Annotated in this window: 14 protein-coding genes; 9 read left to right on the forward strand and 5 right to left on the reverse strand. The window is 65.2% G+C overall.

Annotated features, from left to right (window positions below; genetic code table 11):
- Positions 1 to 212: 212 nt before the first annotated feature.
- From E3T31_RS06545 to E3T31_RS06570, 6 genes are all read left to right on the forward strand, one after another.
- Positions 213 to 1,664: a DUF3375 domain-containing protein gene (locus E3T31_RS06545; RefSeq protein ID WP_134468030.1), complete on the forward strand. Its 1,452-nt coding sequence runs from the start codon at positions 213 to 215 to the stop codon at positions 1,662 to 1,664.
- A complete protein-coding gene (locus tag E3T31_RS06550) occupies positions 1,661 to 2,344 on the forward strand; it encodes a DUF4194 domain-containing protein (RefSeq protein WP_241977698.1) in 684 nt (227 codons plus the stop codon). The genes E3T31_RS06545 and E3T31_RS06550 overlap by 4 nt, the downstream gene beginning before the upstream one ends.
- Complete coding sequence (locus tag E3T31_RS06555; RefSeq protein ID WP_134468031.1) at positions 2,341 to 5,712, forward strand: ATP-binding protein; 3,372 nt, start codon at positions 2,341 to 2,343, stop codon at positions 5,710 to 5,712. The genes E3T31_RS06550 and E3T31_RS06555 overlap by 4 nt, the downstream gene beginning before the upstream one ends.
- The gene (locus E3T31_RS06560) at positions 5,709 to 6,893 is read left to right on the forward strand and encodes a Wadjet anti-phage system protein JetD domain-containing protein (RefSeq protein WP_134468032.1); all 1,185 of its coding nucleotides are present in this window, start codon (positions 5,709 to 5,711) and stop codon (positions 6,891 to 6,893) included. Before E3T31_RS06555 ends, E3T31_RS06560 begins: the two co-directional genes overlap by 4 nt.
- 255 nt (positions 6,894 to 7,148) lie before the next feature.
- Complete coding sequence (locus E3T31_RS06565; protein WP_241977700.1) at positions 7,149 to 7,937, forward strand: hypothetical protein; 789 nt, start codon at positions 7,149 to 7,151, stop codon at positions 7,935 to 7,937.
- Positions 7,938 to 8,146: 209 nt separating this feature from the next.
- On the forward strand, positions 8,147 to 12,988 hold the full coding sequence (locus E3T31_RS06570; RefSeq protein WP_134468034.1) for an NAD-glutamate dehydrogenase: 4,842 nt from the start codon (positions 8,147 to 8,149) through the stop codon (positions 12,986 to 12,988).
- 175 nt (positions 12,989 to 13,163) lie between these two features.
- Here E3T31_RS06570 and E3T31_RS06575 read toward each other — a convergent pair whose 3' ends face one another.
- The 3 genes from E3T31_RS06575 to E3T31_RS06585 form a co-directional block, all read right to left on the reverse strand.
- Positions 13,164 to 13,487, reverse strand: coding sequence for a hypothetical protein (locus E3T31_RS06575; RefSeq protein ID WP_134468035.1), 324 nt, complete (start codon positions 13,485 to 13,487; stop codon positions 13,164 to 13,166).
- A 67-nt stretch (positions 13,488 to 13,554) separates the two neighbouring features.
- Positions 13,555 to 13,827 (reverse strand): glutaredoxin domain-containing protein, encoded by a 273-nt coding sequence (locus E3T31_RS06580; protein ID WP_092448813.1) that lies wholly within the window; start codon positions 13,825 to 13,827, stop codon positions 13,555 to 13,557.
- Positions 13,828 to 13,876: 49 nt separating this feature from the next.
- Complete coding sequence (locus E3T31_RS06585) at positions 13,877 to 14,173, reverse strand: hypothetical protein (protein WP_134468036.1); 297 nt, start codon at positions 14,171 to 14,173, stop codon at positions 13,877 to 13,879.
- A 61-nt stretch (positions 14,174 to 14,234) separates the two neighbouring features.
- On the opposite strand from E3T31_RS06585, the gene E3T31_RS06590 reads away from it, so the two are divergent.
- On the forward strand, positions 14,235 to 14,525 hold the full coding sequence (locus E3T31_RS06590; RefSeq protein ID WP_134468037.1) for a hypothetical protein: 291 nt from the start codon (positions 14,235 to 14,237) through the stop codon (positions 14,523 to 14,525).
- 49 nt (positions 14,526 to 14,574) lie between these two features.
- Here the strand turns inward: E3T31_RS06590 and E3T31_RS06595 are convergent, their stop codons facing one another.
- Positions 14,575 to 15,351: an ice-binding family protein gene (locus E3T31_RS06595; protein WP_134468038.1), complete on the reverse strand. Its 777-nt coding sequence runs from the start codon at positions 15,349 to 15,351 to the stop codon at positions 14,575 to 14,577.
- A gap of 246 nt (positions 15,352 to 15,597) precedes the next feature.
- Positions 15,598 to 16,197 carry a histidine phosphatase family protein gene (locus E3T31_RS06600; protein WP_092448810.1) on the reverse strand — a complete coding sequence of 200 codons (600 nt, stop codon included), beginning with the start codon at positions 16,195 to 16,197 and terminating at the stop codon, positions 15,598 to 15,600.
- 207 nt (positions 16,198 to 16,404) lie between these two features.
- Between E3T31_RS06600 and E3T31_RS06605 the strand changes: the two genes are divergently transcribed.
- A complete protein-coding gene (locus E3T31_RS06605) occupies positions 16,405 to 17,724 on the forward strand; it encodes a short-chain fatty acid transporter (RefSeq protein ID WP_134468087.1) in 1,320 nt (439 codons plus the stop codon).
- A gap of 115 nt (positions 17,725 to 17,839) precedes the next feature.
- A complete protein-coding gene (locus E3T31_RS06610; RefSeq protein ID WP_241977702.1) occupies positions 17,840 to 18,601 on the forward strand; it encodes an endonuclease/exonuclease/phosphatase family protein in 762 nt (253 codons plus the stop codon).
- Positions 18,602 to 18,616 lie beyond the last annotated feature (15 nt).

Below are 18,616 nucleotides of genomic sequence, written 5' to 3' on the forward strand. Positions count from 1 at the left end.
CTGCTAATGGACTAGTAGAACCCCTGCTAATGGTGCGGTTAGGAATGACGCCGGGATGGGATCGCGGTCGTACCGGCCGCCCTACTCGGACCCTAGCGAGCAAGCCGGATGCCTACGGCGGCAAGAAGAGCACGTCGCCAATGTCGGTGGTGTGCGGCACGATGAAAACACTCGACCAGTACCCTTGAAGCTAGCCATAGGAGGTATGCCGCGTGTCCGCACTCACTCAGACGCATGCCCTGCGGCAACTCATCGAAACGGATGCCACCTGGCGGCTCTTGCGCGCCGCCAACGCCCCGGTGATCGCAGCCCTGCTGAGCGAACATCTTGGGGGAGAAAGCCGTCGACTGCCCACCGCTGAGCTGTACGAACGAATCGATCACGACCTCGATGCCCTGCGTGGGCACGGTTTCGACCTGCCCCAAAATGCTCAGGGCTACTGCGCGGAGTGGCGTAAATCCGGGTTTCTCACCCGCCGGGCCGACGAAGAGACCCGTGGTGAGACCTTCGAGCTCGCCCCCGGTGCGCTCGGTGCCATCCGCATTCTGGAGCAACTCGCCGCGCCCCGGCAGACCGTCACCGAATCGCGTCTGGCCAGCATCGGCGTGCAGCTGAGCCAGCTGGCCATCGACACCGACCCCGACGTCACCCGCCGACTCGAACAGCTGCACGCCCAGCGCGACCGCATCGACGCGCAGATCGAGCGCATCCAGCAGGGCGACATTGACACCCTCGACCCGGCGCGCGCCCTCGAACGCGTGCGGGACATCCTGGCCCAGGCCGAGGAGATCCCCTCCGACTTCGCCCGGGTGCGGGCCGAATTCGAGAACCTCAACCGCGACCTGCGGGCGCGTATCGTCGAGTCTGATGACACCCAGCGCACCGTACTCGACGAGGTGTTTCGCGGTGTCGACCTCATTGCTGAATCCGACGAGGGGCGCAGCTTCGCGGGATTCTCCGCCCTCGTGCTCGACCCGGCGGTCGGGAGTGCCTTCGACGACGACGTCGCCCGCGTGCTGGCCGGCGATTTTGCGGCCGATCTCACCACAGCCCAGCGCCGATTCCTCCGCCGGTTCATTGGCACGCTGAAGGATCACAGCGGTGAAATTCACGAGGTGATCACCGCTTTTGCCCGGGGCCTGCGTCGCTACGTGCAGTCGCAGGACTATCAGCGCGACCGGGTGCTGCGCAGTATGCTGCGGGCTGCGCTCGCGAGCGGAGTGGAGGCATCCGCTCACAGCAAGCCGTACCAGCCGACCACGCTGCACCTCGAGCTGTCGGCGGTCGCGCTGCGCAGCGTCGGCGCCCTGCGGCTGCACGACCCCGCCGAACTCGACGCGACGGCGCCGATCGTCGAACACGTCGCTGGCACCGCCGATCTGGAGGCCCTGCGCGCGCTGGCCCGTCAGACCGAGATCGACTTCGCCGAACTCATCGACAACGTCAACTCCGTGCTTGCCGACCTCGACCAGTGCAGCGTGCGGGAGGTGCTCGAGCGGCACCCGGCCAGCCAGGGTGTCGCGAGCGTCGTGGGCCTGCTCACCCTCGCCGCCAATCAGGGCACGATCCCCGGCGGCATCGAAACCGTGCGCTGGCACGGCACCGATCAGGCCGCCCGCGCCGCCGACATTCCGATCTACCGCTTCACCGGGAGACTGCTGTGACCGACACCATAAACTTCACCGAAGCGGATGCCGCCTCCGCCACCGCGCTGTGGGCGCAGGACACCGGCGTGCTCGGCGAACAATCGCGCCGCGCGCTGCTCGAACTGATCAAGGGCCCCTACCTGTCGGGCGTGAACACGCCGGCCCTCTGGTCGGCGCTGCTCGCCGACGAAACCGCCCTGCGCTCCCGGCTGCACGAGTTGTTCCTCGACCTCGTCATCGACCGGGTCGGCGAATTCGCCTTCGTGCGCAACGTCAGCACCACCGAACTGAAAACCCCGAACACAGTGCGCACCGCAGCCCTCACTTTTCTCGACACCGCAATGCTGCTGGTGTTGCGCCAAATGTTGCTTGCCGGTGAGGGCGAAGGCCGCGTCATCGTGGGCCAGGACGAAGTCTTCGAACAGCTCTGGGTCTACCGCACGCCCGACCGCGATGAGGCCGACTTCGCCCGGCGCATGAATTCGTCTTGGCTGAACATGAAGAACAAGCTGCGCGTGATTCACCTGGCCGGCGCCGACGATCGCGCCGAGATCTCACCCGTGCTGCGCCTGATCGTTGACGCCGACCAGATTCAGGCGATCGGCGCCGAATACCGGCGCATTGCCGAGGGGGGCGGCGGGATCGACGTGGACAACGAAGATTCGAGCGACGACACCGACGAGGACGTGACCGCATGACACTGCTCGAAATGCCCGGCTTCGACGACACACCAGACAGCCTCGCGCAGACGACCTTAACCGGCCCGATTCACGTCGGTCAGTGGCGGTTGACCCGCGTCGAATTGCTCAACTGGGGCACCTTCGACGGCTTTCACCCGATCGACATCGCCCGCAAGGGTCACCTGTTCACCGGAGCCTCCGGCTCGGGCAAGTCGTCCCTGCTCGACGCGATCGGCACCGTGCTCACCCCCGACAAGTGGCTGCGATTCAACGCCGCAGCTCAGGACGCGGCCTCACGCAACGACGACCGCAGCCTGATCAGCTACGTCCGCGGTGCGTGGAGCAAGGAGGCCGACGAAAACCTCGACCGTGCTGTCAGCACCTATCTGCGCAAGGGCCCCACCTGGAGCGGAATTCTGCTCGGTTTCGAGAATGAACAGGATGCCCCGATCACCCTCGCACGGCTGTTTCACCTGCGCGGTTCCAGCGTCGACAAAGCCGACCTCAAAGACGTCTGCTTCATCGATCGCGGCCGGGTGACCCTGCTCGATTTCAAGGAATTCGTCGCCTCGGGGATCGAAACCAAGCGCATTCAGAAGGCCTGGCCGGAGGCGATTGTCACCACCACCGGCAGTCACTCCCGGTTCTACTCGCGCCTCGGCCGGGTGCTTGGCATCAAGAACGAGAACGCCCTGCACCTGCTGCACAAAACCCAATCGGCCAAGAACCTCGGCGGCCTCGACCAGTTGTTTCGCTCGTTTATGCTCGACGAGCCGCCGACCTTCAAGCGGGCCAAGACCGCCGTCGAGCAGTTTAGTGAGCTCAACCAAGCCCACCAACACGTCGTCGAACTGCGGCGCCAGGCCGAGCACCTGCAGCAGCTTGAAACCTCCATCGTCGACTACGAAACCGCCTCGGCCACGGCCGCCGAAACCGCACGTCTGGTCGACCTGATCGACCCGTTCCAGGATCAGCTCACACTGCGCCTGGCCGGCGACGAACGCGGGGCCCTGCGCTCTGCGCATGCCCGCGCCGAAGAAGAATCGAATGCAGCCGACGCCACGCGCGACGACGCGGAAGAATTGCTGCGCGCCGCCGAGCGTCGGGCGCTCCAACTGGGCGGATCCGACGCCGCGCTGATGCAGGCCCGCGTCGCCGACGCGGTCACCGGAGCCGAAGCGACCGCGAAACGGTGGAAGTCCTTCAGCGACGACCTCGCCGGGGTCGGAGTGGCCGCCGCGCCGCAGAACAACGCCGAATTCGCTGAATTTCAGGAGTCCAGCCGACGCGCCCTCGACGAATCCGCGCCCCAGGCCGCGCACGACCACGACGACAACGAGCAATATTTTGCGGCGCGCGAAGAGCTCCAGCGGGTCGACCGGGAGCTCACCGAGCTGCGCATCCGCAAGAGCAACCTGCCCGCTGCCCTGCTGCTGACCCGCAAACGACTGGCCGACGAGCTCGGCGTCACCGAAGCTGCCCTCCCGTTTGCCGGCGAGTTGATCGAGGTGCTGCCGGAGTTCGCGAAGTGGAGCGGCGCGATCGAGCGGGTGCTGTATCCGCTGGCCAGCGCCCTGCTGGTTCGCGATGAGTACCTGCCCGAGGTGCGGAGAAGGGTGGAATCCCGCAACCTCGGTGCCCGCCTGGTGTTCGAGGCCGTTCCGACCCTGGCCGACCCGCCGAAGGCCGCCCGAACCCCGCGGTCCCTGCTACACCGCATTCGGGTGAGCGACGGTCCGTTCCGGGACTGGCTGCAATCACGTGCGGCCAAAGAATTCGACTACGCCTGCGTCGATCATCCCGACGAACTCGATGACGTGGAGAAGGGCGTCACGATCGGCGGGCAGGTGAAAAAGAACGCCCGCCGCTACGAGAAGAACGACCGCCACCGCATCGACGACCGCAGCCAGTGGATTCTCGGCGCCGACAACGAGGCCAAAATCGACCTGTTGCTGGAACGCAGACGCGAGGCCGACCAACGGCACAGTGAAGCGGACAGCCGGCTCAAGCGGGCCCAGCTCGAGCGCGACGCCGCCACCCGCCGTCGCGCCGTGCTCGAACGCGTGCTCGGCCAGGACTGGTCCGAGCTCGATCGCACCGCCGCCGACGAACTCGTCCGGGCCCGCCGCCGCCAGTTGGAGGCGCTCACGACCGGAAATACCGAGCTGCAGGGCGCCATCGCTGCGGAAACGGATGCCCGCGCCCGCCTGCACGCTGCCGAAGCCACGGCTCGCGCCCGTGCCCTCGCGGTGAGCCAGGACGCTGCGATTCTGCGCGAACTCACCGTGCTCATCGAGGACATCGGTCGACGCGTGCAGGCCCGCGAATCCCACAAAACCATGTCTGACTTGGATACGGCCCTGTTGGAAGCCCGGTACCGGTCCGTGCTGCGCAAGATCGATCGTAAGAACGTTGGCGAGGTGGGCCGCAAGGTCAGCGACGTGCTGCACCGGGAATCGCTCGTCGCACAGAACCTGATTCGCACGGCGCAATCAGCGTTCGTGCTGGGGGCCGGAGCTTTTCAGACTCGCTGGCCCGCGGCATCCGCTGATTTGAGCACCTCGATCGACGACCGGGCCGGCTATCGCACCCTGCTCGAGGGCATCGTGGCCCGGGGGCTTCCCGAACACGAGGGTAACTTTCTCAAGCTCCTGCGGGAGAAATCACGGGATCTGATCGGGCACCTGGCGTCGGATATTCGGGACGCGCCCAAACTCGTCGTGGACCGCATCGACCCGGTCAACGCCTCACTCGGGCGTTCCCGTTTCGACGTCGAGCGCTACCTGCGCATCGAGGTGAAGACCCGGCGTGCCCCCGAGGTGTTGCAGTTCATGGCCGACCTCAAGACGGTCGCCGACGGCGCCTGGAACGATGACGACCTCGCCGCTGCCGAAAAGCGCTTCGTCGTGCTCAACCAAATCATGGCGCGGCTGGCTTCGAGCGAGAACGCCGATGTCGCCTGGCGCCGTCGCTGCCTCGACACCCGCGAACATGTCACCTTCATGGCGCACGAGGTGGACCTGGCCGGCCGCACGGTGAACGTGCACGACTCGAGCGCCGGGCTCTCGGGCGGGCAACGGCAGAAACTCGTGATCTTCTGCCTCGCCGCAGCCCTGCGCTACCAGCTCGCCGCCGACGAAGACGAGCTGCCGACCTATGCCACGATCATTCTCGATGAGGCCTTCGACAAGGCGGACAGCCGCTACACCCGCATGGCGATGGACGTTTTCGTGGAGTTCGGCTTTCATATGATCCTGGCCACGCCCGAAAAGCTGCTGCAGACGATCGAACCCTACGTCGGTGGTATCACTTCAATCACCAACACCACCCGCAACGACTCGCGTACCGCCAGCGTGGTCTTTCGCCCCGACGACGAGGCCGAATGAAGGTGCCGCGCGGCATGGTCACGGTGGCCGAGGCGCGCGAACGCGCCCGAAAGCGCGTCACGCAAGACCAGCGCGACTGGGCGGCGTACGGTGGCGAAACGGCGCTGCTCGAGATCGTGCTGCATCCGCCGACCGAACGGCAAGCGCTCGTCGACCAGGATGCCGCGATCGGCTGGCTGCGCGAGTGGCGCACGGCCGACGACACCGTGTCCACGCTCGAGGTGCGCTGGGGCGAGCGCCAATGGTCTCGGGTCGGCGCGCAAACCGTGCCCGAACGCTGCACCCTTCGGGGAGCGGATGCGATCGCCTTGTGGGCCGGCACGGCCAATGCCCGTGACTGGCGAGTCCTGCGCGATCGTGCGGCCGAGGTTCGCGCGGCTTTCCCTGGGCCTGACAGCACCGGTGAGGTCGACCTCCTCGCCGCCGCGATCCGCACTCACGCCCGCACCCTGCAAGCCCTGAGCGACACCAACTTTGCCACCCTGCTGCAGGTGGTCGCGTGGCTGGCCGAGCATCCGGCATCCGGTTGGCGTATTCGGCAGCTGCCCATTCGCGGAATCGACACCAAATGGCTCGAGGGACATCGCGCCATCGTGGAGGGCCTGCACGCCGCGGTGAGCGGGCGCTTTTCACTCGGGTTGCAGGGCACACCCCACCTCGTTCGGGTGCGTTTTCTTGACCCACGGCTGCGACCCGGAGGGCTCTGCGACGTGATCGCGCCGGTCGAGGAACTCGCCGAACTCGCCGTCACGCCGATGACGGTGTTCGTCTTCGAAAACCTCGAGACCATGTTTGCGATGCCCGATCTGGCGGGCGCGGTCGTCGTGCACGGCGGCGGCTACGCGGCGCCTCGCCTCGGTGCCATCCCGTGGATAAACACGGGCCGCGTCATCTACTGGGGCGACCTCGACTCCGACGGATTTGCCATTTTGCACGCGCTTCGCTCGGGCTGCGACGACGTCACGAGCACACTCATGGACGAGGCGACCCTGCTGCAATTTCGCGACCTGTGGGTGCCGGAACCGAAGGCGGCCGGCGGAACGTATTCGACGCTGACGGCGGGGGAGCAGACCGCGCTCGGGCGCATCCGCTCGGAGGGAAACGTGCGCCTCGAGCAGGAACGCATCGACTGGACCTACGCATTGCCCCGGCTGCTCGCCCTCGCCGCGAACCCTGCTTAGGTACCCGCGGGTCGCAAAGTATGTCACGGCTGAGCGATCGTGACCGAAAGTCAGGGTATTCGGAGAAAATCGTGAGGTTTCGTTCAAAAAGGCGGTGCAAGCTAGCGACCTTGCCCGCGCCGACCCGAAGCGCGCGAGCCCGAAACCCGGCGAGCCGGCGTACCTAGCGCCGAGTCCTCGCTCCCGATGAAGGATATGCGCCAAAACAACTCCGAAACTTCTCATGCTCGTACCGTCCGCAAATCCCCCAAACGCGTGCACCAGATTATCTTCGCCGCCAGTGCCGTGCTGGTCATCACCGGCCTCGTCGCCGGCAGCGAATTCGCCGCCCAGTCGGCCGATGCCAAGCAAGACAGCATCTCAGCCACGACCGCACTCGCCGAGAGCACCGGCCGCCAGATCGAACAACTCGACTATTACGCCCAGCGCGGCGAGGCACTCAGCCGCGACAGCGCATCCGCCGCCCTCTCGCAAGCCAACCTGGTCATTGCCGCCAGCGTGAGCAAAGTGGATGCCTCCACCCTCACCTCGGTAGCCAGCTCGCTCGCCAGCTACGAGATCATGCCGATCGACCAGCTCGAAGACCTCACGGCCCGGGCGAAGACGCAGACCGTCGCAGTTGCTGCGGCCACCGCCGAAGTCGACCGGGTCGCAGCCGAAGTTGCTGCAGCCGAGGCCGCTGCGGCCGCCGCCGCTGAAGCCGCTCGAATGGAGTCCCTCGCGGGCGGCAATACCGTCGACGGTGCCCGCGCCACAGCGCGTTCAATGGCCGCCTCCCAGTACGGCTGGGGCGAGGATCAGTTCAGCTGCCTCGACCGGCTGTGGCAGAAGGAATCGGGCTGGTCCTACTCGGCCCTGAACTCCAGCAGCGGTGCGACCGGCATTCCGCAGGCGCTGCCGGGCAGCAAGATGGCGTCGGCCGGCACCGACTGGGCCACCAACGCCACGACGCAGATCAGCTGGGGCCTGGGCTATATCAAGGCCTCCTCCTATGGAACGCCGTGTGCGGCCTGGTCGCACTCGCAGTCCGTCGGCTGGTACTGACCGACCGCCTTCGACACCAAACCGTAGCGAAGATCGGGCCGCTCATCAGTTCTTTCGTGCCGCCGCAGGTTCTGCGGCGGCACGGCTGGGGCGCTGGGGCCAGCGCTACGATGAGAAAGTAAGGGAACTCCACGTTTGAGTTTGACTGGGTACACCGAAGTATCCGTTGCAGGAGCCCTGCGTAGATATTTGATGGAGGCGTTTTTTCGATGTCGTCTGGTTTCACCCCAACGGGTCTAGCCCCGGTAGACCCCACACTCGAGTCGTTCATAACTGATTATTATGAGCATTTGACGGACGAAGACGCGGCGCACTATTCCCCGCCAGTATTGCAAGCCCGAGCGCGAGCCCATTGGAAGGTCGCGCAGTACCGGATGCCCAAAACGGCCTCGGTCGAGATTCAGAATGAGCCCGGACGCAGCGTCATCTATATCGTCACCGACGACATGCCCTTCCTGGTTGATTCGGTCACCGCCGAGCTGGTGCGCCAGCACTCCGCCATCCACCTCGTCGTGCACCCGCTGCTCATCGTTGCCCGCAGCAAGGCCAGCAACGAACTCGTCGACATCAACCGCATCCCGGCTGGCGTCGGCGTCTCCAGCGGTGACACCTCGGCGATGCCCAACATCGCCCACCTGATCGCCACCGGCGATGACGCCTCGCACCTCGAGTCGTGGATCGCCATTGAGATTGACAGTGCGACTTACGAGGAACAGGCCCTGCTGGTGGCTGGCGTGACCGACGTACTCGGCGATGTTCGCGCCGCTGTCGCCGACTGGCCGCTTATGCGCACGAAGGCGCTGCAGATCGCCAACGCCCTCGACCAGATCGTCGGCGCCGAGCAAATCAAGGACCTCACCCAAACCCAGCAGCTGCTGCACTGGCTCGACGAGGGCAACTTCACCTTTCTCGGCTACCGCGAATACAACCTTGAGACCCAGGACGGCGAAGACGTCCTCACCCTGATCGACGGCAGCGGCCTCGGTCTGCTGCGTTCCGCCGACGACCGGCACCAGATTCAGCATCTAACGGATGCCGGCCGGCAGAAAGCGCGCGAGCGCACCGCCCTTGTGATCACCAAGGCCAACTCGCGCTCCACCGTGCACCGCCCCGCCTACTTCGACTACATCGGCATCAAGAGTTTCGATGCCGCCGGTCAGGTCAAGGGAGAGCAGCGCTTCATCGGCCTGTTCGCCGCGAGCGCCTACACGAGCTCGGTCACGGCCGTGCCGGTGCTGCGCGAAAAGGTCAAGGCGGTCATGACCGAGGTCGGTTTTCCGCTCGAGTCGCACAGCGGTAAAGACCTGCTCGGCATCATGGAAACCTACCCGCGTGACGAGCTGTTCCAGATCGAAGTCCCCGATCTGGTCACTGCGTCGCTCGCCATCCAACGTCTGCAGGAGCGTCGCCGTACTCGGCTGTTCCTGCGTCCCGACATCTACGGACGTTTCATGTCGGCGCTGGTCTACCTGCCGCGTGACCGGTACAACACCGCCGTGCGGCTGCGCATCGAGAAGGAATTGCAGGAGACGTTCCACTCGGAGGCCCTCGACTTCGAAGCGCGCATGACCGAATCGGCCCTCGCGCGACTGTTCTATCGCATCCGCTTGCCGAAGGATGTCGCCGCCGACACGGTCGATGCCGCAGCCCTGGAACACCGCCTGGCCATGGCCGTGCGGTCCTGGCCCGAGGGCATCAGCGACGAGTTGCGCGAAACACACTCGGTCGAAGAAGCCGAGCGCCTGTCGAATGTGTGGGCCGAGGCTTTTCCCGACAGTTACCGGGTCGATTACGAAATCACCGATGCCCTCGAAGACATCGGTCGGTTTGAGGCCTGCGCTGCGCCGGTGGGAGCATCCGCTGACCCGCACACCCGCCCCGGACTGCACGTCTACCGGCCTCAAAGTGTCGGTGACCCCGCCGAAGACGCCCGCATCAAGCTATACATGACGGAGCCGAAGAGCCTCAGCCAGATTCTGCCGTTTCTGCAGAACCTTGGCATCGAGGTGCTCGACGAGGTGCCGTTCGACATCGAAACCGCCGACGGGCGCCGCTTCTACCTGTACGACCTGGGCTTGCACTACCCGGCCGGCGTCGACCCGATCGCGACCGGGAACCTGCTGGCCGACTCGTTCGGTGCCGCGATCAGCGGAGCCATCGAGTCCGACAGCCTCGATCGCCTGGTGCTGCAGGACGGCCTGCCGTGGCACCGCGTCGTCATCCTGCGCAGCTACGCCAAATATCTGCGTCAGATCGGCAATATCAACTCCTACGGTTTCGTCGCCAACGCCCTGCTCGCTAACCCGGCCGTCACGCGCGGCCTGGTGGCACTGTTCGAGGCCCGATTCGACCCAGATCTCGCCGACGATGAGCGGATGCTGCGCGTCGCCGACGTGCGCACCCAGCTCACCCTGGCCATGGAGCAGGTCGTCACCCTAGACGCCGATCGCGTGCTGCGCACCCTGATCACCCTGATCGAAGCCTCGCTGCGCACCAACTTCTTCCAATACAAGCCGTATCTGAGCATTAAACTCGATCCGTCGCAGATCGAGCAGATGCCCTCACCGCGACCGATGTACGAGATCTGGGTGTATTCACCGCGCGTCGAGGGCGTGCACCTGCGGTTCGGCAAGGTTGCCCGGGGTGGCCTGCGCTGGTCGGACCGCCGCGAGGACTTTCGCACCGAGGTGCTCGGGCTGGTCAAGGCGCAGACGGTCAAGAACGCCGTCATCGTGCCGACCGGCGCCAAGGGCGGATTCTTCGCCAAGAAGCTGCCAGACCCAGCCCTGGACCGGGCGGCGTGGATGGCCGAGGGCATCGCGAGCTACCAAACCTTCGTGCGCGGGCTGCTCGATTTGACCGACAACCTCGTGGCAACGCCCGAGGGTGAACGGGTTGTTCCGCCGAACCGCGTGGTCAGCCACGATGACGCTGACACCTACCTCGTCGTCGCGGCCGACAAGGGAACGGCCTCGTTCTCGGATATCGCCAACGAACTCGCCGCAGAGTACGGTTTCTGGCTCGGCGACGCCTTCGCCTCTGGCGGTTCGGTCGGATACGACCACAAGGAGATGGGCATCACGGCCAAGGGTGCCTGGGAGTCGGTCAAACGCCACTTCAGCGAGCTCGGCGTCGACGCCCAGTCCGAGGAGTTCACCGTGGTCGGCGTCGGCGACATGTCCGGCGACGTGTTCGGCAACGGCATGCTGCTCTCCAAGCACACCAAGCTCGTCGCGGCCTTCGACCATCGCCACATCTTCCTGGACCCGAACCCCGACCCGGCGCTTTCCTTTGCCGAGCGCAAGCGGTTGTTCGAACTGCCGCGTTCCTCCTGGGCCGACTACGCGACCGACCTGATCAGCGCCGGCGGCGGCGTCTTTCCGCGCCAGTCCAAGGTTGTTCCGATCTCGGCCGAGGTACAGGTCGTGCTCGGTTTGCCCGAGGGCACGACGCACCTGAGCCCGCCGGAGCTGCTGCGCGCAATTCTGCTGGCCCCGACCGATCTGCTCTACAACGGCGGAATCGGCACCTACGTGAAGGCCAGCACCGAGACGGCAGCGCAGGTTGGCGATAAGGCCAACGATTCCATTCGCGTCGACGGCAAGGACCTGCGAGTCAAGGTCGTCGGTGAGGGCGGAAACCTTGGCTTCACCCAGCTCGGGCGCATCGAAGCTGCCCTCAATGGCGTCATTCTCAACACGGACGCGATCGACAACTCGGCCGGAGTGGACTGCTCCGACCACGAAGTCAATATCAAGATTTTCGTGGACCGTATGGTCGCCGCCGGCAAGCTCGACCCCGCCGAACGGGCCGAGTTTCTGGCCGAGATGACCGACGAGGTCGGCCGCCTGGTTCTGGTCGACAACGTCGATCAGAACATTCTGCTGCTCAACGACCGGGTCCTCGTCAACAACTGGAGCCCGAGCTACGAGCGCCTGATGAACTGGCTCGAAGCATCCGGCGATCTGCAGCGTGAGCTCGAGGCACTGCCGACGACGGCTACGCTGCGGGAGCGCCTCGACCAGGGTCAGGGGCTGACCAGCCCCGAGCTGAGCGTGCTGGCGGCCTACGCCAAGATCGAACTGGCCAACGCGCTGCGCGACAGCGATCTGGCCGATGACCCGTGGTTCGGCAGCACCCTGCGCCGGTATTTCCCGACGCACCTGTCTGAACGTTTCGATGCCGAGTTGGATACGCATCCGCTTCGCCGGGAGATCATCGCGACGGTCGTCGCGAACGACATGATTAATCTGGGCGGCATCACCTTCGCCTTCCGCACGATGGAGGAGACGTCGGCGAGCCAGGCGACGATCGCGCGGGCCTTCGTGGCCCTCCGGGAGATTTTCGAGTTGAACCAGATGGTAGACGAGCTCAACGCGCTGCCGTCATCGTTCCCGACCGAGAAGTGGACGGCGATTCACCTCGACATTCGCCGGCTGCTCGACCGTGCGGTGCGTTGGCAGGTTAACCACGGGGGCAATATGCCCGTCGCCGCGGTGATCGCAAAGTACCAGCCGCAGGTCGCGCTGATGCGCGAGCACCTTGGGGAATACCTGCAGGGCGCCGACCTCAAACGCCTCGAAACCCAGCAGGAGCAGGCCAGGGAATGGGGCCTGCCCGACGATCTCGGTCGCCGCTGGTCGGAACTCTTCGAGGCGTACGCGCTGCTGGACGTGGCCAAGGTCGCCGCCCGGTCCAACCTTCCGGTCACCGAAGTCGCGGCCATCTACTATGCGGTGTACAACCGGTTCGGTGTCGACAACCTGCTGGAGCGCATCACCAAGCTGCCCCGCAAGGACCGTTGGCAGGCCCTCGCCCGTGCTGCCCTGCGCGACGACCTGTACTCCACGGTCGCCGACATGGCCAGGTCCGTGCTCGATGAAACGGATGCCGGCGCCCCCGACGAGCGCCTCCTCGCCTGGGAAGCACTCAACGCCGAACAGCTTGGCCGGGCGCGCAGCGTGTTCGAGGAGGTCAACTCCCTCGCGCAGGACGACATGGCGTCCCTGTCGGTCGCCGTGCGGCTGCTGCGCTCCATCGTGCGCCGCTGACCGACTAGCCCGCTGAAGCGCTGGAGCATTCGTTCGAGGGTGCTCCAGCGCTGTGTTGACGGCGATCCGCCGTCTCAGCCGCGCGACGGCAAGTTGTGGATCCAGTCGCCGAGCATGCTCGCGGTGACGCGCCAGGACCCGGGCTGTTAACGGTAGAAAAACTCTTTGGAGCGCACTAGATCAACGAGACGATCAGAATGGCAATGGCCAGCCAGAGCGGCATCGCCACAACCAAGAGGATGAGGCCACCCCACTGCAACCGGGTATAGGTCTGCCCGGCGTCGCCGCGTTTGCGGGTGCGCACAATGTCAACCGCCGAGACGACCATGCCGATGAACAACAGTGGCGACACGGTCAGCAGCGCAAACAGCAGGCGGGGGTCGGTCGGGAGTGACACGCAGACGGCGATGCCCAGAGCGCTGTATAGCACGAACAGAACGATGCTCACCCACAACGAGAGCGGAAGGCGTCGAGTCGGCTGGGCGGTTATTGCGTGCATGGTGCGACCCCCATTGGTATCTGCGATTTTTGACACTAGCACGAAGCCGGTCAGTCGCCGGGCATGCTCAGCTGATGCGGCCGAGCGCCACGAGCTTCGTGCGCACCTCGGCGTCGCTCGGCTCCACCATGTGCGTGTCGTCGGGAAACACAATGACCGGAATGTTGGTGCGGCCGCTGATGGCGCGGGCCCGGTCGGCGCCATCCTCGACGAGCAGCAGGTCGACATAGTCGTAGTCCACCTCGAGGCGGTCGAGCAGTGACTTGGAACGACGGCAGTCGCCGCACCACTGGGCTCCATACATCGTGATGCGAGCAGCGGGGGCAATGGTTTCAGTCATGCCAACGATCCTAAGCGGCGCGCCTGTGTGCCGCGGGTGGACATCCGTTTCAGTCGTGCAGGTGGTCAACCTGCCAACCGGTGGACTGCTCCAGCAGGTCCAGAATATTCTGAGCGGATGCCCGCGCCTCGGCCGCGCCGCGCGCATCGACGACGTCGATCGCCAACGGCAGGCTTTCGCCGAACTTGGCAATCTCCACCTCGACCCGACCGCCGTCCGGCAGCGCGATGAACGCGTCCGCGGCCGATGTACCACTGACCTCTCGGCTGAGTGCGGTCGCGATGGCCCAGAGGGCATCGGGCTTGGTGTGCTGAACCTGGGCAACGATCGTGGCCGTGAAAGTCATGGGTCTCCGAACTTGGGGATGAGGGACCCAATCAGTAAAGCAGTACCCGTACCCTGAAACCATGCCTTCTTATCGCGTCACCATGAGTATCGACTCCCTGCACCCGGGAACGGAGCCCGCCTCGGTCGTGCCGCGGGCCGCAGCGGCGGCGGCCGAATTTACCACGGTGGAGGCCTCCGACCTCACCATCGTCGCCGGCGCGGCCCGGGTCATCGTGCGTTTCACAGCGGATGACGCGGCGTCGGCCCTGCGGATCGGCGCCCACGTGGTGGCCGACCTGCGCGTCGTCGCCGAGTTGCGGGCGTCCCTGATCACCGAGCGCGTGAAGGCCACCTGGGTGCCGGTGCGCTGAACCGGCGAGGGCGTGGGGGCGATACGTCACCCACGCCTGCACCTGCTCGTTACTCGACGGGCGCAGTGACCGTGTTGCTCTGCAGCGTGACGGCCGTCTGAGCCAGCAGCCGACCGTTGATGCTCGCTCCGGTCTTCATAGCGATCATCGTTTGGCTGAGAATGGTGCCTTCGAAGTGTGCGGTTGTACCGATCGCGACGGACCCGGCCACCTGCCAGAAGACGTTCTTCGCCTGCGCATCGCCGGCCAGAATCACGTTCTGGGCTGAGGCTTGCTGCAGGTCCTTGGAGATCTGGAAGATGAACACGTCGGTCGATGATCCGGTCAGTGTGACATCGGTGGAGATGTTCACATCGGTGCCCCACTTGTACAGACCGGGAGTGAGAGTCAGACCACCAATTTCGCCGGCGCCCAGGTTGATGAAGTCGGGGGTCGTTCGGCCGGCGGCATCGGTGTACGCGAGTTCGAGGTCGCTAACGGCCGTGGTGAGATAGGTGTCGTCGGTCACCTTGCACGAGGGGCCTTCGGCGTCCACGGAGTAGATCGTTCCGGTGAGTACCTCGGGGCAGGTGAGGTGGATAGCGGCACCGGTGATGGGGCTGGAACCGACGTTTCCGCTGACGGCCGAGGCGTAGACATCCGTAATTCCGGACTTCGACAGGACGGCGAAAGTCCCGGCCTCGCCGAGGTCGACGGCGGCTCGTGGTGCAGTCTCGGCGGCGACGGCTCCGCCGACTCCGATGCTGCCGACGCCGACCATAGCAACGGCGAGCAGGGCGCCGAGAAGTCGCTTGCGCGACGGTGAAAGCTGTGTGAACGTGCTCATGTGATTTCCCTCTCGAAGGACCCGCACGGTGCGGGCTGGGGCAGGGCCACGCGCTGGCGTGGCCACCGATGCTGGACATCGGGTTTCTCTGGTTGATCGGGCTCGCGGGTAGAACCCCCCCCCGAACCCCCGCGATCGATCCCTCCGGGCATGCTATTGGCATGTTTGTTCGCACGCACCGACGACAACGGTTCCAACGCATAGAATCTGTCTAACCCCAGACTAGGGGTATTGGTCCGTGCAGCGTCAGACGACCGGGTCCATCGAGCTTAGGTGGCAGGCGTCGTTCCACATCTGCAGCACCCGGTTCTCGCGTTCCCAGCCGAGGGTGGAGACGGTCGCAGTGCCGAGGCTGAGGTTCTTGCCGGCGATTGCCGGCAGCCCCATCCAGCGCGCGGTCATGATGCGCAGAAAATGCCCGTGGGCGAAGACGGCGACGCGGCCCTCTGCGGCGAGGCATTCCTCGATCGCGAGGTCGGCTCGCGCCCCCACCTCATCGACGGTCTCACCGCCCACAATTGGGTTACCCCACACGGTCCAGCCGGGTATCTCGGAGCGGATGTCCACGGTGCGGCGGCCCTCATAGACCCCGTAGTCCCATTCGAGCACGTCGTCGCTCGCCACGCCCTGGCTGGAGTACCCGGCCCGCTCCATGGTCTCCCAGGCGCGCACGAGCGGGCTGGAGTAGACCCGATCGAAATGCTGGCCGTCCAGCATCTCGCCGAGGGCATCCGCTTGTTGACGGCCGAAATCGGTCAGTGGAACGTCGGTGCGCCCGGTGTGCTGGCCGGAAATGCTCCATTCCGTCTGCCCGTGGCGAATAAGAACGATGTCGTTCTGGGTCATGCTGCTCCCTCGCGGTTGCCGCTGTGCGGCAGGTCAAGTCTACGTTTCGGCCCAGCCACAGGTGCCCCGACGGGGGAGCGGACGACCCGCCTGCTACGTTTAATACGTCAGTGCAGACGCCCTGAGCCACAGTGTTGTAGCAATTCAGGGGGAACCATCGTGTCAACTGCCACCGAGAAGCGCGCCAGCGGCCCAGCCGCTGCGTTCATGCGCCCGATAAATTCGCTCGTCGAACGATTCATTCCGAGCGCGCTCGTGTTCGTGATCGTGCTGACCGTGATCGTGGCGATTCTGGCCCTGGTGCTCACCGATTCCGGCCCGATCGATGTCGTGCGGAGTTGGGGCGACGGTCTCGCGGGGCTGCTCGCCTTCATGACCCAGATGGCCCTCGTGCTGCTGCTCGGGCACATTCTGGCCAACACGACCCCGGTGCACCTGCTGCTGGTTCGTCTGGGTGCTGTGCCACGCACGGCGCTTCAGGCCTACGTTTTCGTCTTCACCGTCGCCGCGGTGGCGTGCCTGATCACCTGGGGCCTCGGCCTCGTGGTCGGGGGGCTGCTCGCCAAGGAGGTGGCTTTTCAGCTGCGCGCGAAGGGCGTTCCGGTGCATTTTCCGCTCCTGGTCGCCGCTGGCTACTCCGGCTTTGTGATCTGGCACATGGGATATTCCGGGTCGGGACCGCTCACCGCCGCCACCGAGGGCTCCTTCCTGGCCGAGCAGCTGGGTCGCACCATTTCGCTCAGCGACACCACATTCTCGCTGTGGAATATTTTGGCGGCCGTCGCCACCATCGTGGTGGTGGCGCTGGCGCTGGCCCTCGTCGCCCCGCGACGTAACGCCCCGATCTTCGTGCTTGAGGTCGATGCCCGCGATAAGCAGGTCGCCGAGGAACCGGTCGTGACGCCCGCTGACCGCCTCGATGCCAGCCGCATAATGACCCTGATCGTGGGGCTTGCCCTCGTCGCCTACCTGGTCGTTCACTTCGTCGAGGGCGGAACCCTCACGCTCGATATCGTCAACTGGACATTCCTCGCGCTCATATTTCTGCTGGTGCGCAACCCGTTCGAGCTGATTCGGCTGACCAAGGATGCCGCCTCCAACGTCGGCGATATCCTGCTGCAGTTTCCGCTGTACGCCGGCATCCTCGGCATGATGGTTGGATCCGGGCTGATCGGGGTATTCTCCGACTTCTTCGTGAACGTGTCGACTCCGGCGACGTTTGGCGTGATGGCGTTGCTGGCGGCCGGACTGGTGAACTTCTTCGTGCCCTCCGGCGGCGGCCAATTCGCCGTGCAGGGCCCGATCATGCTCGACGCGGCCGAACGGCTCGGCGTTGACCCCTCCGTCGCCATCATGGCCGTCTCCTACGGCGACCAGTGGACCAACATGATTCAGCCGTTCTGGGCGCTTCCGCTTCTGGCGATCGCCGGGCTGAAAATGCGCGACATTCTTGGTTACACCACGATCACCTTTCTGGCGGCCGGCCTGGTCTTCATGGCGACGATGTTCATCGTCGGTGCCGGCTAACCCGGCGCAGACTGGATGCCGCCTGCGCATATCCCAATTTGCGATAGAAGTTCAATTTCAACGCGGGAGAGAGCCGTAGGCTTGTCTCAAAGCCATCAAGTCTGAGACGGGTGCCATGAGGGTCATTAGTTACAACCTCCGCAAGAATCGTGCCAGCGGCGAACTGGTCGCGCTGTCCGAGCGTTACAGTCCCAACATTCTCTGCCTGCAGGAATGCAACACCATCGACCTGCCGGCCGAGGTCGGCACTCTGCACCTCGCCGACGCGACCCGGCGCAACCGGCTGGGCCTGGCCATCTACTACAACCGGGACCGCTACACGGCGATCAAGACGCAGGCCTTCGCGCTGAAGAAATCCCTGCATGATCACCTGGCGGCGCCGGCACACGAGCGCCTTATCGCCACCCGCCTGATCGACAACGTCGCCCAGCGTGAGCTCGTCGTCGCATCCTTTCACGCAGCACCGCTGACCGCGCTCAACTCCCTGCGCCGCAACCAGATTCGCACCGCTCACGAAGAGCTCAGTCTGCTCGGCCCCGGTCTGCCGACCCTGATGGTCGGCGACTACAACTATCCGATCTTCCAGGGCAAGCTCGGCAACAAGGTCAACCAGTCCGGTTACGACCTGACCCTCAGCGACACCCGCACCTACACCCGGTACAAGTTCTTTCGCGGACACTTCGACCTCGCGACCTCGATGGGCCTGGCGATCACCAACGTGGAGACCCTTCCGCAGGGCACCTCAGATCACATGCCCATTCTGGTGACGGCCACCTACCCCGACGAACAACCGATGCAAACGGATGCCGCGCATCACCTGGCCAATACCGCTACCGGTGAGTCCGTCACGGTCGAAGGCGCCGACTTCACGATCTAGCCCCGCGGTGTCTCG

The organism is Cryobacterium sp. TMS1-13-1 (assembly GCF_004403125.1).
Lineage (GTDB): Bacteria > Actinomycetota > Actinomycetes > Actinomycetales > Microbacteriaceae > Cryobacterium > Cryobacterium levicorallinum.